The 17121-nt window shown below is 43.5% G+C and carries 16 protein-coding genes and 1 riboswitch; of the genes, 12 read left to right on the top strand and 4 right to left on the bottom strand.

The annotated features are described in order from the left end of the window. Positions 1–110: 110 nt before the first annotated feature. The 4 genes from SWOO_RS05590 to SWOO_RS05575 all read right to left on the bottom strand — a co-directional run bounded on the left by SWOO_RS05590 (position 111) and on the right by SWOO_RS05575 (position 6783). The gene (locus tag SWOO_RS05590; RefSeq protein WP_012323739.1) at positions 111–2702 is read right to left on the bottom strand and encodes a glycosyl hydrolase family 18 protein; all 2592 of its coding nucleotides are present in this window, start codon (positions 2700–2702) and stop codon (positions 111–113) included. Between the two features lie 150 nt (positions 2703–2852). Continuing rightward, a riboswitch (cyclic di-GMP riboswitch) is annotated at positions 2853–2973 on the bottom strand. Positions 2974–3235: 262 nt separating this feature from the next. Next, a complete protein-coding gene (locus SWOO_RS05585) occupies positions 3236–4453 on the bottom strand; it encodes a M24 family metallopeptidase (RefSeq protein WP_012323738.1) in 1218 nt (405 codons plus the stop codon). Between the two features lie 194 nt (positions 4454–4647). Beyond that, positions 4648–5427, bottom strand: coding sequence for an ROK family protein (locus SWOO_RS05580; protein ID WP_012323737.1), 780 nt, complete (start codon positions 5425–5427; stop codon positions 4648–4650). A gap of 165 nt (positions 5428–5592) precedes the next feature. Then, the gene (locus tag SWOO_RS05575) at positions 5593–6783 is read right to left on the bottom strand and encodes an MFS transporter (RefSeq protein WP_012323736.1); all 1191 of its coding nucleotides are present in this window, start codon (positions 6781–6783) and stop codon (positions 5593–5595) included. 249 nt (positions 6784–7032) lie between these two features. On the opposite strand from SWOO_RS05575, the gene SWOO_RS05570 reads away from it, so the two are divergent. From SWOO_RS05570 to SWOO_RS05515, 12 genes are all read left to right on the top strand, one after another. Next, a complete protein-coding gene (locus SWOO_RS05570) occupies positions 7033–8820 on the top strand; it encodes an aminopeptidase P family protein (protein ID WP_012323735.1) in 1788 nt (595 codons plus the stop codon). 291 nt (positions 8821–9111) lie between these two features. Continuing rightward, positions 9112–10410: a DEAD/DEAH box helicase gene (locus SWOO_RS05565; RefSeq protein ID WP_012323734.1), complete on the top strand. Its 1299-nt coding sequence runs from the start codon at positions 9112–9114 to the stop codon at positions 10408–10410. 136 nt (positions 10411–10546) lie between these two features. Next, positions 10547–11185, top strand: a complete 639-nt coding sequence (locus tag SWOO_RS05560; RefSeq protein ID WP_012323733.1) for a peroxiredoxin-like family protein — start codon at positions 10547–10549, stop codon at positions 11183–11185. 99 nt (positions 11186–11284) lie between these two features. After that, positions 11285–11917 carry a DUF2913 family protein gene (locus SWOO_RS05555; protein WP_012323732.1) on the top strand — a complete coding sequence of 211 codons (633 nt, stop codon included), beginning with the start codon at positions 11285–11287 and terminating at the stop codon, positions 11915–11917. A gap of 557 nt (positions 11918–12474) precedes the next feature. Next, on the top strand, positions 12475–12822 hold the full coding sequence (locus SWOO_RS05550) for a hypothetical protein (protein WP_041417993.1): 348 nt from the start codon (positions 12475–12477) through the stop codon (positions 12820–12822). A 198-nt stretch (positions 12823–13020) separates the two neighbouring features. Next, entirely contained in the window at positions 13021–13473 is a 453-nt protein-coding gene (locus tag SWOO_RS05545) for a hypothetical protein (RefSeq protein ID WP_012323730.1), read from the top strand. Between the two features lie 143 nt (positions 13474–13616). Continuing rightward, the gene (locus tag SWOO_RS05540) at positions 13617–13907 is read left to right on the top strand and encodes a hypothetical protein (RefSeq protein ID WP_041417508.1); all 291 of its coding nucleotides are present in this window, start codon (positions 13617–13619) and stop codon (positions 13905–13907) included. A 30-nt stretch (positions 13908–13937) separates the two neighbouring features. Next, a complete protein-coding gene (locus SWOO_RS05535; RefSeq protein ID WP_012323728.1) occupies positions 13938–14345 on the top strand; it encodes a hypothetical protein in 408 nt (135 codons plus the stop codon). 192 nt (positions 14346–14537) lie between these two features. After that, positions 14538–14879 carry a hypothetical protein gene (locus SWOO_RS25830; RefSeq protein WP_012323727.1) on the top strand — a complete coding sequence of 114 codons (342 nt, stop codon included), beginning with the start codon at positions 14538–14540 and terminating at the stop codon, positions 14877–14879. Positions 14880–15010: 131 nt separating this feature from the next. Next, a complete protein-coding gene (locus SWOO_RS05525; RefSeq protein WP_229377312.1) occupies positions 15011–15469 on the top strand; it encodes a DUF4234 domain-containing protein in 459 nt (152 codons plus the stop codon). Positions 15470–15509: 40 nt separating this feature from the next. After that, complete coding sequence (locus tag SWOO_RS05520) at positions 15510–16478, top strand: PH domain-containing protein (protein WP_012323725.1); 969 nt, start codon at positions 15510–15512, stop codon at positions 16476–16478. Between the two features lie 5 nt (positions 16479–16483). After that, positions 16484–17026, top strand: a complete 543-nt coding sequence (locus SWOO_RS05515) for a DUF4287 domain-containing protein (RefSeq protein WP_012323724.1) — start codon at positions 16484–16486, stop codon at positions 17024–17026. Positions 17027–17121: the final 95 nt, after the last annotated feature.

Here is a 17121-nt window from a genome sequence, read left to right as displayed (position 1 = left end):
CTCACAAGATGCGAATTAACACAGCTTAGCCATGAAAGATGAGTGCTTAGGTATATAGTAAGGAAGGAAAATAGGGGGAAGTGATCCCCCTACTTAATGGAAGTGATAACTTAGTTGGCTGTCGCCCCTAAATCATTCCACACAGAGGCAACACCAGGCTCTTCACCTTTTGTCCACCACTTGGCTTGCCAAGTATGTCCATTATGGGTTGTCTGTTCGCCACCGTTATAGGCGACTCCCGCATTCCAGCCCATCTCAACACTACTTTGAAGTGTCCACTGATCAGCTGTCACTGTCGGCTCATTACCTTGAGTCCAATATTTAGCCTTCCAGACTAAACAGTTATGACTCACTGTATCACCGCCGTTATAAACAAGTGTGCTATCCCAAGCTGGGTGATTAACCGCATCAGGATCGCTTGTTTCACAACCGCCACTGGTTGGCGCTTTCACGGTTAATACCGTTTGAGCCGACGCGTCAAGAGAGCCATCGGATACCAGTACACTTAATGTATAAGTGGTATCTTCTATCACAGCAGGCGCAGTCACAACTAGTGTATCACTAGATTGCCCAGTAGCAGTTAAGCCAGCAGGCACTGTCCAGCTATAAGTAAGCGCATCACCATCAGCATCACTGCCACTTGCAACTATGCTCACCTGTTGAGCAGAATCAACCACAACATTGGCATCGAGTGACACCTCTGGTGCACGGTTAGCTTGCGGTGCCATATTGGTAACAGTCGTTGCCGCAGTAGCCGATAAACCTTCAGGGTCGGTCACCGTTAGCGAGAACCCATAGACAACATCTGCATCTGTCGCATTAAGGCTAATGCTGGCTTGGGCCATATCAGCATTAACTAAGCTCACTGCAGGCCCGGAGGTTTGCGACCAGACATAGGTTAATGCCTTAGCTTCAGGATCTCGTGACAGACTGCCATCAAGGATAACATCGCTAGGGCCAGTTACACTTTGCGAGCTGCCTGCATTAGCAATCGGCGCTTTATTTGCAGGTGGATTGGTTCCCTCACCATGACCTAAACCTTCATGCATAGCATTGAGAATATCGCCATTATCTGCATCAATCTCCCATGAGAACAACCCGCCTAACTGGTTTGCAGTAACATATTGTCCCTTAGCTTTAACGGAGCGAGCATCATCAAAAGTGATCAGATCGCCAGTCGAAGCCTTAAAGACGTAAGGCGCTTCAGCAACCTCATCATACTCATATTGCCACTCACCAGACATGTACTCGTTGACTATCTGACGATAATCAACCACTCCATCTTCCCAAGTCCCTTTCACTTTACCCGTCGCAGTGCCAGTAAATGGATTGCCATCTTGGTAGCCGTTCACACCTGTCCAGCCGCGGCCATACATAGCTGCGCCAACGACAATCTTCTCAGGAGTCACACCTTGAGCAAGCAGTGCATTAACACCGATATGAGTGGTATTCTTAGTATCTGGTTTCCAACTAGCCGCATATAGGGCTGTCTGATGGTTTAGATCGGTATTGGACCAGCCGCCGTAGAAGTCGTAGCTCATCAGGAAGATGTTATCCATATATTGCTGAGCGGCCTGATAATCGACCATAGCTATCTTTTCTGCGCCAGCACTGATTGCAGAGGTAAGCTCATAGGTTCTACCTGTTTCGGCACTCAACTCATCAAGCATGGCTCTTAGCTCTTTCATCAAGAGCACATAGGTTTCACCGTCATTGACAGGATCGCCTAAATTCGGATTTGCGCCATTACCACCAGGAAATTCCCAATCAATATCGACACCATCGAAGAACTTCCAGGTCTGCAAAAACTCTTTAACCGAAGCGACAAAACGGTCACGTTTAACTTTATCACCAAGGAAATAGAAAGGATCTGACAGAGTCCAGCCACCTACTGAAGGTAAGATTTTAAGATCTGGTTGTGCTTGTTTTAACGCCATCAACTGGCCAAAGTTACCCTTGTATGGGTCGGCATATTCACTGACACCTGCTTGTGGCATCTGAACTGCTGCCCATGGGTCGTGAATCGCCACTTTGAAATCTTCACGGCCACTACAGGCTCGTTGTAGCGCTTGGAAGCTCCTCTCAATCTCTTTCAAACTGTCGTTGATGCCATCACCGCCACAGATAGGGGTGAAGCCATACAAAATATGCGTTAGGTTTTGCGCTGGCATCTTGTCTACAGGGAATTTACGGCCATATACACCCCACTCAACAAAGTAACTGCCGACCACTTTGCCAGACTTGTTTACATAAGGTCTATTGTTCTCCCCCAGTTGAGTATCAAGGGGTAAAAGATGACTCCCATCGGTATCGGCAACAATGATCTCTTTAGCATCACTGAGTGTACAACCCTGTGCATTACAGAGCTCAATCTGCATCTGGTAGCGACCACCTTGACTGATATTGAATGTGGCAGAACCTGATGCAGTAGAGCTGCCCGACCAGACCTCTACCCCATCAAATAAAACCTTAGCCGTATCGCCCAGCTCCCCTGACCACAAGTTCCAGTTAACCGATACTTCTGCGGCATCTTTAACGGTAACAAGTTGATTGTAAGCGGTAGCTGCTTGATTGACCTCAATAATAGAAAAGTTAGTTTCGCCCCAGCCGATCGTTGGTTTACCGGGTACTGATGCATATGCCGACGAGGCAAATACACTCGCTACGACAAGCGCAGCCGATGAGAGTTTAGTGTTAAACATAGGGTATCCTTATTGCTTTATATTTTTATAAGTATTCAATAAGGCAAACAAAGCATGAACAGGAGAAAACCTATTCTTAATACCATAAACACCCAGTACATAGACCTTTTCGGTTCTTATCGTTACTAGGCTCTTCATGAAGAAACTTCCTGTAACATCCCCGCTATCATAGGTACCAAAATAACGTTAAGAGTGCGACCCTCTCAAACACTATCCCCTTAGACCGGAAGCTTTGCGTCCCAACCTTTCGATTGGTTTGCCTTTGTACATTTACAAGTTACTGCTTTGGATGACAACGCTGTCATCTGTTATTTAGGATAGACTTAATTTAACTACATATGCAACACAATAATTTAACATATTTTAAATTGTTGATTTTAATCGCTTAAAAATACGTATTTTAAGATTAAATGCTGAAAGTGAATTTTAATGAAGAAAAAGAGTAATACTAATCAGTATAAATTTATCGGTATGAAACAAGATAAGGCATCCACTGGATTTAGATGCCTTATCTGCAGGTAAGAATATTCGCTTTACGCTTCGTAACCAAAAGGATCATCAATGGAATGAGCAGGCTGAGTAAACCAAACTGGGCCTGTCTCTGTCATATAGAAATGATCTTCATGACGAACACCAAACTCTCCAGGAACACACAACATAGGTTCATTACTGAAACACATGCCTGCTGCCAGAGGAGTTTGATCGTTAAGCACTAAATAGGGCCATTCATGGATATCTAAGCCGATACCATGACCAGTTCGGTGTGGAAGACCCGGCAGGTTATAACCAGGGCCAAAACCTGCGGCTTCAAGTACATCACGGGCTGCTCTGTCGACACTTGCGCAGGTCGAACCAATTTTAGCGGCATCAAATGCGGCTAACTGCGCATCCTGTTCATATTGCCATAGCTCACGTTGACGAGCGCTTGGCGTGCCAAAAACAAAGGTGCGGGTAATATCGGAGTTATAGCCTTGTAGCTGACACCCTGTATCGATAAGTACAGTATCATTTAACTCAAGTACTTTAGGCGACTTAACCCCGTGTGGATAAGCACTGTCTTCACCAAATAGAACGATGCAGAAGTAAGAACCAGCAGGAGCACCAACTCGCTTGTGGGCCTCATGAATAAAGGCCTCAACCTCACCAACACTTATCCCTTCATGTAAAATACGGGCAACGGCTTTATGTACCTCTAACGTCATATCTTTAGCACGCTGCAATAGGCTAAGTTCAACCTCAGATTTGATCATTCTACAGCCTGCAGTCACAGGTTTTGCGTTCACATATTCAAATTGATTATGAGCTTGACGAACACCATCAAAGATAAAGAAAGCTGCCGACTCATCGATGCCTACCTTGCCACTGTTGACACCCATCTGTATTAGCGCATCACCAAACAGTGAATAGGGGCTCTCATCTTCATGCCAAGTATTCACTTTACCTTTAACAACCATAAAGCCTTCAAGGGTATCAAGCTCAAAAGCTGGAGCGATATATTCAAGTTTACCCTTTGCCGGAATAATGGCTCCCACCATACGCTCGCTCGCGTACCAACGAGTACCAGTAAAGTAGTACAGATTAGTCCCAGCATTGACATAGATAGCCTCGATTCCCTCGGCTGTCATCAAGGCCTGCGCCTTCTCAATACGACGGCTATATTCATCATAACTAATAGGACCAGTGCCCTCTGTCATGTCGGTTAATTTCGCTAACTCTTGCTCTGCGGTTGAACCGCCTACACCTAAGGTCATCTGCTTACCCTTTCTATTTTTTATACTAGGAAACCCTATGGCTTCCAGGCTTGCTCGACAAGTTAGTCAAAACCGATTAACTGTCCAGTCATGAGAGAGGCTCCTTTCTAGCATAAAATATACAAAGTGTCAGCGAATAGTTCATCGTTATGCTCAAGATATCGCGGGTATGTCTGAAAATGTCATAGATAGGTTTAATTACAGCTTCTATCTAACATCACTTTTAGCCCTCGACAAACTATAGTCTCCATGTCGTCGACCCTTGCAACTTTAGCTTGTGAAAGTGGGGCTGTTAGCGCCATCTCATTCAGGGCTGAGATGCAACCTCGATAGTAATCGGCATTATTCATCATGCCACCGGCTAGCCAGATACGATTAGGGTTAAACAGGTTAACGGCCCAAGCCATCCCCATGCCTAAATAACTTCCTGCACGAAATAGATCAGCCTGAGACTTTATCTCACGAGTTTGAATGGAACCGCCACTTGCCAACTGCTCCAGACTAAACTCTCCCGACTCAGTCATTACTCGGCAGTGACCTAACTCTCCCGCCAGACCGTGAGCACCAGTAAATAGCTTGCCATTAATTGAGATAGCCATACCAATCCCAGTACCGCACATCACTAGCAGTTCACAATCATGCCTGCTATCAGTAACGGCCTGCATGCCCGCATCAATATCATTGACGATCAATACTGTTTGAGCTTGAGTGTTGATATCACTCTTAGATAGACCATTTAACCCGATAAGAGATTTACTCGAAAGCAGCTGGTTATCCTGAACTAGACCAGGCAGTGCGATGGCTAAACGGTAATCTTTAAAACCATAATCTGACTCCAACTCCTGAAGTTGTTGGTTGAGACTATCTATATTGAAATGTTCGCCGGTTGGAATTTTATACTGCTCGGTTCGCCCATCAAAATGCATCTCAAAGAGTGCTTTGCTGCCACCGATATCGACCGTTACTGTTTGCATCACTCTCTCCACGACTCTACCTAAAACAGGTAGAGGAAACACGCCAGTTTGAAACAAAATTCTACCATAAATTTACAAAAGAGAGGGATAGCTTTTCACTAAACATTATCTCTAACTATTTGCATTGATTGAATTTGCACTCCAGTGATAAGTGGAGGTAAAGACTTATTCGACAGCGCTGGCTCGACTGTTTTCACTAAAGCGCCACCAAGCCATCAGGAGAAGTTGCAATGCAATAAAGGGGATACAGATATTGAGCAGTAACTGCCAACCTAACTGATGTATTACCCAGCCAGCACTTAATGATGCTAAAGCTTGCGCACCAAAGACCAAGGTGTCATTTAACGCCTGAACCTTAAAGCCCTCGCCTGCACGGTAACACTGAGGCAGAAGCACAGTGCCACCGACAAACAATAGATTCCAACCCAAGCCGAGTAACACCAGAGCCACCCAGTAGTTAAGCAGTTCGCTTCCCGCCAGCGCAATAACTATGGTCACCAGATAAGCAGTTAATCCAATCAACATCATTCTTGTGACTCCCCACTTAGCCACCAAGTACCCAGTAAATAGGGAGGGAAGATACATGGCAATAATATGACTCTGGATCACCCACTTAGTGTCGGCCAAAGAGTAATGTTCATTGTGATGCATATGCAGTGGCGTTGCCGTCATCACAAAGCTCATCATGGCAAAGCCTATCATGGCGCCCGCAATAGCAACCCAGATTTTAGGCTGATTCAAGATGGTACCAAAAGCACGTATCTCACTTTGATCAACATCTTGATGAGCCAGATTAGCTCGATTGGGCTCACGATAAAATGAGAGCGTAAAAGCTGCCAGTAAACAGATGAAGGTGAGGAACATAAAAGCGCCTACATAGGGAATATCAACTAATTCACTACCAAATACTGCCAGCTCAGGTCCTAAAAAGGCGGCAACTAATCCACCCAATAGCACCCTAGATGCGGCTTTAGCCCCCAAATTGGGCTCAACCGCTTCCATCGCAGCAAAACGATATTGCTGCACGATAGCGCCGCTCACCCCAAGCAGAATACCGCTGACGCAGAAAATGACGAAATTTTTCTCATGGGTACCATAGGCGGCAACAAGTCCGGCTATGGCTGACAAAATAGAGCCTGAAATAAAGACAGGTTTACGACCAAAACGTCGCATCAATTGGGTAACTGGCAGGACAGAGATAGCAACTCCTATCACCATCGCCGTGATGGGCAGTGTCGCCAAACCAGGCTCGGGTGCCAACTCGATGCCAATGATCCCCCCAAGCAACATCATCATAGGGGCTGCACTCATGGCAAAAGCTTGGGCTAAGGTCAGTACCCACACATTAAATGGCATTAAACACTCCTATGATACCAATTACATTCAATATTCGTTCAGCGGAATGCTTTAATCTAATAGATCTAAACAGGAAAGTAACAAGTAAAGTGTTTCAAAGTTTACAACTCCGCGCTTAACCTTATAAAAAATCATGCAGGTGAAACTTCCCTAGGCCCTATTGAGCTGCGATAATCGCCGCAAATAATTCCATAACAAAAAATCGGTAAGCATTTAACTCCAACCTTATCGTCAAAAAACGGAGCTCCTATGACACAAACAATCGCCTCACGCCTAGATGCAATACGCAGCGAAATGGCAAAAAATAACCTCGACGCCTTTATCATTCCCCGCGCCGATGAATATTTAGGTGAATATGTGCCAGAGCGTAATGAGCGTCTACAGTGGGTTAGTGAGTTCACCGGCTCAGCTGGTATGGCTATCGTACTTAAAGAGAGCGCAGCGATATTTATCGATGGCCGCTATACAGTACAAGTTAAACTTCAGGTCGATGGCGAGCTTTTTCAGTACTTAAGCCTAACCGATACGCCACAAATTCAATGGCTAGCCGACACCTTAACCGCCAATGCCCGTATCGGATATGATCCACGCTTACACCCTCTAAGCTGGCAGAAAAAAGCCGTAGCTGAACTGACAAAGTCTGATATGCAACTTATCTCAGTTAAGCAAAACCCTGTGGATCTTCACTGGCAAAACAGACCTGCGCCTTCGAGCGCACCCGCTATCTTATTTGATGCGAAAAGCGCCGGAAAAACCAGCCAAGAGAAACGCCTTGAGATAGGAAAAGTAGTGGCAAAATCAGGTGCCGATATGGCGCTTATCACTTCACTCGACTCTTTCTGTTGGCTACTGAATATTCGCGGCAGCGATGTGCCTCGCCTACCGGTTATCTTAGGCTCAGCTCTGCTTCATGCAAACGGCGATCTGGTGCTATTCACTCAGCTCGATAAGCTGCCTAGTGGTATTGAGGCCCATGTTGGTACAGGCGTCACTTTCAGAGCCGAAGATGAGCTTGAAGCAGTCCTAAGTGAACTATCTAACATCAAGCTGTTGGCAGATCCTAACGCTTCCAATGCCTGGTCACAGCTTACAGCAGAACAAGCTGGCGCCACCTTAGTGGCAGGATTAGATCCCGTCGCATTAAGCAAGGCACAGAAAAACAGCAGCGAACTTGCCGGTATGAAAGCTTGTCATATCCGTGATGGCGTCGCGGTCTCTCGCTTTCTGGCTTGGCTGGACAGCGAAGTGGCAGCCGGACACTTTTATGATGAAGGCCAGCTAGCCGATAAACTAGAAACTTATCGTTTAGCAGATCCACAATACCGTGAGCCAAGTTTCGATACCATCTCTGCAGTGGGTGGCAACGCAGCCATGTGTCACTACAACCACAATAATGGCACCCCAGCACTGATGACCAACAACAGCATCTATCTGGTGGATTCAGGGGCACAATACCTTGATGGCACGACTGATGTGACGCGCACTATCGCCATCGGTCAGGTCACAGATGAGCAGAGAAAGATGGTCACCTTAGTCTTAAAGGGCCATATTGCGCTCGATCAAGCGCGCTTTCCCCGCGGCACTTCAGGTCAGCAGCTAGATGCTTTTGCCCGTCAATATCTATGGCGACACGGCTTCGATTATGATCACGGCACAGGCCATGGTGTCGGTCACTTCCTCAATGTCCATGAAGGCCCACAACGTATCGGCAAGAACAGCAACGATGTTGCCCTGCTCCCAGGCATGGTGCTCTCCAATGAGCCTGGCTACTACCGCGCCGATGAGTTTGGGATACGTCTAGAGAATCTGGTTTACGTTCGCCCTTGTGAAGCGTTGGCGGGTATTGAGCGTGAGATGTTTGAGTTTAGCGCCCTGACCATGATCCCAATGGATGCACGCCTTATCGATAAGAGCCTACTAAACGATGCTGAGATAAGCTGGTTTAATGATTACCATAAGTTGGTTTGGAGTAAGCTATCTCCTTTGATGCAAGGTGATGATCTTGTTTGGCTGGAAAATGCCACTAAGGCAATCTAGTCAAGGCTAATCCGGGGGGCTGAAACGACGCAGTCTCCCGGAGTTTTACTGCATTATAAATCCATACTTAACATGCTGGCGTAAGGCTTTCCAGCTGATATCCTCTTAAATTAATTTAACCTTTTCCCCCTTCTGTTTTCCTACAAATGATCTGTTTCTCCTCCAATAGGCTTTGCTGTTAAACTCTGTACAAACTTGCTATACTCCGCCACCGCCATTTTGATGGCCTTGTTTACTCAGTCCAGACAAAATTCGCTGGCATATGAATTGGTTTATTACAGGAAATCCAAGATGAGATTTGAATCTTTTAGTTTTGCTCCCGAGATTTTGCGCGCCATCTCAGAATGTGGTTATCAGAAAATGACACCAGTTCAGCAGCAAGCGATCCCGGCGATTCGCCGTGGCCAAGATGTACTGGCAAGTGCCCAAACTGGCACAGGTAAAACCGCCGCTTTCGCGTTGCCTATCTTACAGAAGATGATCGACAAGCCGAGTGAGACACAACGCTCTAACACTCGCGCACTGATATTAACGCCAACTCGTGAACTAGCGAGTCAGATTGCCGACAATATCAATGATTACAGCAAGCATATGCAGGTCTCTGTTTTGACCATCTACGGCGGTGTAAAGCTGGAGACTCAGGCGCAAAAGATTAAGCGAGGCGTGGACATCATAGTCGCGACTCCAGGGCGTCTACTTGAGCATATTCAAGCCTGTAACCTTAACCTATCAAATGTCGACTTTATGGTGCTCGATGAAGCCGACCGTATGTTAGATATGGGCTTTGTCAGCGATATCCAAAAAGTATTACAAGCGGTGAATAAAAACAGCCAAAAAATGCTGTTTTCAGCCACCTTCTCATCTTCGGTTAAAAAGCTTGCCAACGACTTCTTAGATAAGCCTAAGCTTATCAGCGTCGATAAGCAGAACACCACTGCCGATACCGTTAGCCAAGTGGTCTATCCGGTAGAGCAGCGCCGTAAGCGTGAGCTTGTTTCTGAGCTGATCGGTAAAAAGAACTGGAAACAAGTACTTATCTTTACCGCAACCCGTGATGCTGCCGACAAGCTAGTTAAAGAGCTAAACCTTGATGGTATCCCCTCATCTGTTGTCCATGGTGAGAAAGCCCAAGGTAACCGTCGCCGTGCATTGCGCGAGTTTAAAGAGGGTAAAGTGCGCGTACTAGTCGCCACCGAGGTTGCTGCTCGTGGCCTGGATATTCAAGACTTAGAGTATGTTGTTAACTACGACCTTCCTTTCCTAGCCGAAGATTACGTACACCGTATCGGTCGTACTGGCCGCGCTGGTAAGTCAGGGGTTGCCATCTCACTGGTGAGCCGTGAAGAGGAGCGCACCTTAGCCGATATCGAAAAACTTATCGGTAAAAAACTTCCTCGTATCACCATCGCGGGTTATGAAGTGGGCAGCCGTGATCTACTGATTAAACACCTACAGACCCGCCGCAGCTTCGCCAAGAAGCAAAACCGTCAGGACAATGTCTCTGAACAGGTGATCGGTGAGCGAAATATGCAAGGTCGCCGCGTTAAGGTGAAGAACTCATCTAACGCTAAGATTAAGAAATCTAAGTAAGCCCTTGAGCTAACCTAACCGCTTTACTATCGATGCCGCTCCCCATGAGCGGCATTTTTGTACCTGCTAGCCTGCAACAAAATCATCCCTTCCTCGGTCTGTTCTGCATAACAATTTCAATAGGAAGTAAACCAAGATGTTCACCAAAACACTTAACGTGCTGCTACTTTGCTTAACCAGTCTCTCCCTCATCGCAACCGCGAAACCTATCGCCAGCAATGATCTCAATGTGATGCCATTGATGAATGGTCAGATGCTACCTTCGGCCAAAGTAGCAAACCTCAAGGGAGAAACCCTCGACTTATTGAGCTTAACTCAAGGGAAACCAAGCATTATCTTCTTCTATCGAGGTGGTTGGTGCCCATTTTGTAATTCACAGATGGGACAGCTAAAAGAGATTGAACCTAAGCTCATTGAGATGGGCTTCCAGCTTATCGGTATCTCCCCCGACAGCCCTGAGAAGCTTAATGCCTCTATGATAGATCAAAAGCTCTCCTACACTTTGCTCTCCGATACTAATCTTAACGCCATGCAAGCTTTTGGCCTCGCCTATTACACCAGCGAAAAAACCACAGAGCGCTACATGAAAAAGCTAAAGCTTGATGAGCTACTGAAAGTCACTCCACAAGGTGACAAGCGTTTGGTGTTACCCGTTCCCGCCATCTACATCAGTGATGGTACTGGGCTTATCCATTTCCAATATGTAAACCCTAACTTTAGAGTGCGACCTGCACCTCAATTAATCGAAATGGCGGCAAGTTTAGTGCCTATGTAACCCACATTAAAGTTATCGGCTCTGGTTGCCCGTTGTGGTTATAGTATTCCTAAAATTATCGGTTATAATCGCCGCTTTATTGCATAGGGTAGAGATCCCATGACAGAGCAAACCTATAACCAAGCCCTTTTAGAGCTAGTACAAGCAGGACTTTCAGCACTCAAACAGCGAGCGGCAGGTAGTAACGCCATCAATACCGCAACTGCTGAAAGTCATTTTTTGTGTAGCTGGATGGTTCAAGCCTTAAAAGAGCGCCGTTTTGCCAAACTTGTCGCCCAAGATCTCACTCGCTGGATCCGCGAAGCTAGAAGCAAAGGTGCCGGTGCTCAGCTCCCTTCGCTATTTAAGCGCATTGATAATCAATACAGCGCTGTACTAAACAAGACCCAACTAGGTGATGCGCTACAAGCTATGTTAACTGAGCTTGAAGAGAGTGACTGGTTAGTCATTCTCGATGCCGAAGTGGATACTAAGTTAAAACTCGACAGTGACGGTCGCTGCAGTTTAATCATCTCTGTCGAGCAGTACCAGCAGCGTATTAAAGAGCAGAAAATTGTCAAACCTATCACCCTTTATGTACGCGCAGATGAGCAGTTACTAGCCCAAGCCGCCGCCAAACATGGCTTACTTATTAGCCAAGGAGATAAAAAGGCCAGTTTGATTAAACATCACAAAGCCTATCAAGTTTACCCAGGTAACCGTCAACCTGCTTTGGCGCTGTTACTGGATTAACATTATTACTCCTTCCTGAACTGTATTGGCCTTCGAATGAAGGCTTAGATTAACCTTTTAGATCTATGAGATTAACATTATTTTAAGTAGCTGTTTATGTGAACAAAATCAAAATTCGAAATAGCTCCATGTGCGATTGTGTTCCTTGGTATTAAATAACTAAGGTTCCCCCCATGGAGTTTATAAACAGTGTGCCAGTTATGGTTTTAGTGACCATAAGCACTTTCGCTGTCCCCTGCTTAGTTGCTGCAATTGGGCTCATGATAAAAGCTTTTCATGGTGAGCCTGATAACTTCGAGTAAAGCTTGATGCATCAATAACTCAAAGGTGATTTGATAACCTTATTGATATCAAAGTACTGAGAGCAGCAGAGGTGCTATACAGGCCTCATAAAACCCCACACACCTTTTCTTCTGAACACTTGTGCTGCTCTATATTGTCCTCTATAAAAAGTAATCTATTTACGCCAGTCAATTAGCGGTGATAAGTTAATCAAAAATAGGAAAGCAGGCCGGAACGTTATCGTGCGGCTATTGAATAAGCTGTTAACTGTCTCAATGAAACTAGATCGCACCAAAGAATTGATTCACGGATCAATAAATAAATCAGAGCCTTATGAAGCATTGGTTCACGTACTTGAATCTGCAATTGAGCTTGTGCAAATCCCAGATAATGACTTTTTCTGGTCTTACTGGGAAGATGCAGCGGATGCTACGAAAGAGATTACTAAATTTCTAAACATGGCGAAGTCATACGCTTTGCCAGAAAGGGCTGAGGTGGGTGTTATGTTTGCACCGACAGGACCTCTACAAGAGCTCAGCTTAAGTAGCGGCTGGGCTGAGCCGTTTCTTAAGGTTGCTGAGAAATATGACCAAGTAGAGGGTTTATTATGGCCAAAGTTTTAAAGCTCATGTCAAATGATGATGAGGACAATGTTCATTTTTTCGCTCAGATTGCTATTTCGGGTGTGCCAAGTGGCAACTAGATAACGCATGAACCCCCACTTCGTTAGTTCGGATGCCTTCTCGTTAGCTGGCGCTTAATTCAAGTATAGCCAATAAGTCTCAGCCCTTTATGCGAAGATTTATTTGTAGGAATTTTTTATGAAAACAATACAGAATATTGTCATATTAACATTTATACTATTTGGACAACCTAGTATCGCTGATACCATGTATTGCCTTGTCGTTAGTGATGTTTTAATTAATGATGACGGCAAAATAGTTGATCCTACTATATTTGACAAAAGCTCTATAAAGAGTCCTGAAAATTGGATTGAGTTTAATTTAAAATCCAATACTACATCATATTTTTATAGTGACGACGATGGGACTAAAGGTAACGAAACTGAAAATATCATCAAAATTAACAATCAACTATTCTACGCCCCTGTTAATGACTATACCGGATACACTACATACTTATTCGAGGAAAATATGCGTAATGGAATACTGACTGAAGCCGCCTACGTATCAACTTTTAATTGTGTAGAGAAAAGCCAACAAGAAATTGAAGATATATATGGCATATCATTTAAACCATATTACAAAAAGTAAGCACATAACTAATACGACTTATTTGCAAGCCCCCATCAAAGAATCATGCCAAGTGAAGCATTGAATCGACACAGAAACTTCGATACAGTCATTGTATGATATTAAAAATCAATCAAGAACGAGTAACTCTTCAGGCTCGTTCAATGGCCATCATGAATAAGCTCATCATTCTCGCTTTTGTACTTTTAGGTGTATTTTTTACACTCTTAGCTGGTTATGAAGGTGTGTATATTGGATTGTTCGCCACCGATGAAATACTAAGTGAATACCCATGGGGTACGGAGCTTGGGTGGCCATATATCAATAAGACTAATTACATGCTTTATGGGCTATTCATAGCTTTATTATCATGGCTGCCGTTACTGGCCTATGTACTCACAAAGCACTTACCAAGCAAAGACAATACGACGCGAAAAGACGCGCGGTTGCTTTAAACCTTATGCGCCGGCGAGAGTACCTTCACAATGTTAACTAGATTGATATATTTAATAATCTTTATTGTTGGTATAACTTTAGGAGCTTCAAGTACTTATTTATATTTTCATGATAACTCAGAGCAAAGGCCTGATACCCATGAGTTGATCGAAAAAATATTAAAATACTCAAACATACCCATTTCAGCAGATAATTATGCCTGTGAAGGAAAAGCTGTGAAGACTGTAGGTTCTGTTGTAGCTTCGTTACTCGAGCTTAATAAAATGAATAAAGTAAATATGCTAACTTATGGATGTTTTGGTAATAGTTGTACAGTATCAGTGTCTAGCTGCCAACCATGGCAAGACAGTGAATGCTCTAGTCGCTTTTTGAAGTTTAATGTTGATAGCAGTAATGAAATAAAACCAAACACATTTAGTTGTTTTGATATGCCCTAGGCTCATAAAATAGACTTTAGCGCTTCCCGCACTGTCCCTACCCCTCCCGAAAACCAAGAAACTAACCAATAGAGGTCTGAAATTTCCGTTCTGGCTAGTCAACAATCAATCCTCTTTACGAATCAATTAGTTATAAGCGACTTGAAAAAGGGCATCTTCACCCCATCTATTATAATGACGTAGGTAAATTGGATGACAAAATATATGGATCTACTTAACTATTTAATAAATGAGTTACTGCAATATATTGTTGTCGTCATCCTCTTTCTGACCCTAATTAAAGTGATGTTTAAACTGGTAAAATGGGGGAGAGGCATGTCAAAAGGAGCCTTCCTGTTTTTAGCAATATTTCCTTTAATCTCCTTTTTCCCCATTCCACCGCCTCAATTTAAGAATGTGGAAAAAGCGAAGCAAGAGCAACGTAAAATAAAGGAGGATAGTGGTGACCCACCTGATGAAGGTTTAGATGAAAACAGCTTTAACAAGCTACTAAAAAAGATGCAAAAAGCTTGGTTTTCACTCCAAGGTCGCTAATTTTAATAAAATAAATTCAATGTGATTTTTCAGAGTAACAAAGGTACTAGTAGACTCCATAGAGTGTGGCCTTCGGTTTTAATTATAACAATCTACCTAGATGTATGTTTATCAACTGTTCAGGGAAGAAAATGAAAAACATAAAAAATATATTCCACTCAAACTCAATACCTAAAACCATTACGTTTTGTGTACTTACTTTTGGCATTTATGTCATTTATCAACTGTTCACTCTCACAAGAATAGTTAATGAAAATGTGGTAAATCCAATCCCACAATGGTTCTCGATTTCTGCCATCACGATACATCTCATCTCCTATTTTAGCCTTATTATTTTCTTTGTCGCAAGCGGCAGTCAAGAGCTACTTATTTTCTCAAAGGCTATGCACGTTATCTCTTCTATCTTTCATATTACATGGCTGATAAAAGTAAGAAATAGGATCAATCAAATCATTGGGGCTAAAAAAGGAGGTGATCTCTGGTTAAACCCAATATTAAGTTCCTTTCTCCATGTTATTTACATTCAACACAAAATAAATCAATTTTTACATAAGCCAATTTCAGCTAATTCCCACACTGGCAATGTATAGTGTTAATCTTGATAAACTATTTAAACTGTAAGAGGAGTCGATGAAGATTTTGACAAAGAGAAATATTCCTTTCATCTCTCTACTGATCATGGCTTGTTCATGGGTGTTTTATTACCAGAGCTCAACGCTATTAAATGATTTTGGTAGCACTAAACCTGAGTGGCTTTTAGTGGTAGATGGTTTAATATTTCTACCTATCCTCTGCTTTATCTGCATTAAAGATAGGAAGGAGGCTGCCGTTAAGGCCTTGGCCTATAGCTGCTTAGTTATCCTGCTTGGTAGCTTAGTGATCCCTGAAAACTCGAAGTTAGTTTGGCATTATTTAGAGTCTGGGCGTTACCTTGCCATTGCTGTGTTTGTCACCTTAGAAATCATCACTATTTTTACTGTTATCTTTGCTATCAAAGCGCAATTAAACCAAGGCAAAGATCCTGACTTAGCCATTTCACAACCCATTGAGTCTATTCTAGGTAAAGGCGCCATAAGTGCTCTGCTCTCTTTTGAGGCAAGAGTATGGACCTATGCTTTATTTACAAAAAGAGTTAATCGAAACGACTTTCATGGAGAGAAACATTTTAGCTGTCATATGAAGGATGGTACTCAGAGCAACTTATTAGGTTTCATCCTTATCATTGTGTTTGAACTCCCCATAATGCACTTAGTACTGCACTTTCTATGGTCGCCAATCTCTGCAAATGTTATTTCGATAATGACGCTAATTGGCTTAGTGTTCTTCATCGCCGAATATAGAGCGATTTCGATTAGACCTATCTCCATTACATCCACAAGTATTATTGTGAGGTACGGTGTATGGAACCCGCTCACTATTCCATTTGATGATATTGTTTCAGTACAACTAAACACTAAAACCATACGTAGAGCTCACCACATTAAAAGGTTTAACTTGTCAGGGCAGCCTAATGTAGAGATTAAGCTCGATACGGGCAAACTCATCTATTTGGGTTTAGACTCTCCCAATGAGTTCCTTTCATCTTTAATAAAAAGGTAGGAAAAATGGACAAAACCCTGCAAACAATGATTAACAACATGCCAGAAAAAACAGGGAAAACACTGGAGGAATGGTTTCAAATACTCAAAAAAGAGAAACTAGAAAAGCACTCAATAGCGGTAAAATTTCTGAAGACGGAACATGGCGTAACACATGGTTTTGCCAATACCATAGTCACTTTATCAAAAGAGCAAGATGCACCGAGTGAAGATCTAGTTTCGGCACAATATGATGGTAAAGCCACACTAAAACCACTCTATGACAAACTGATATCCGTCGTATTGAAGTTTGGTAATGATGTCACCCTTAGCCCTAAAAAAGCCAGTGTGAGTGTCATACGCGCAAAACAGTTCGCATTAATTAAGCCCGCTACTAAATCTAGAGTAGATCTGGGCTTAAAACTCAAAGACATTGAAGTGCAAGGACGACTAGAAAATTCAGGTCCATTTGGCACCATGTGCACCCATAGAATACAGTTACACGAGTTATCTGATATCGATGATGAAGTGATCAAATGGTTATCTATCGCCTATGAAAAGTCAGTTTAATTAAAAAGAGATGTGACTAATCATCAAAAAGTGACATCACTTTACCACTAAACAAAAAAAGCGCCCTAAGGCGCTTTTCTACTTGAATGCTAAAT

The sequence above is a fragment of the Shewanella woodyi ATCC 51908 genome (assembly GCF_000019525.1).
Lineage (GTDB): Bacteria > Pseudomonadota > Gammaproteobacteria > Enterobacterales > Shewanellaceae > Shewanella > Shewanella woodyi.
Note: the sequence above shows the minus strand (reverse complement) of the source record. Positions and strands in the feature narration are given on the sequence as shown.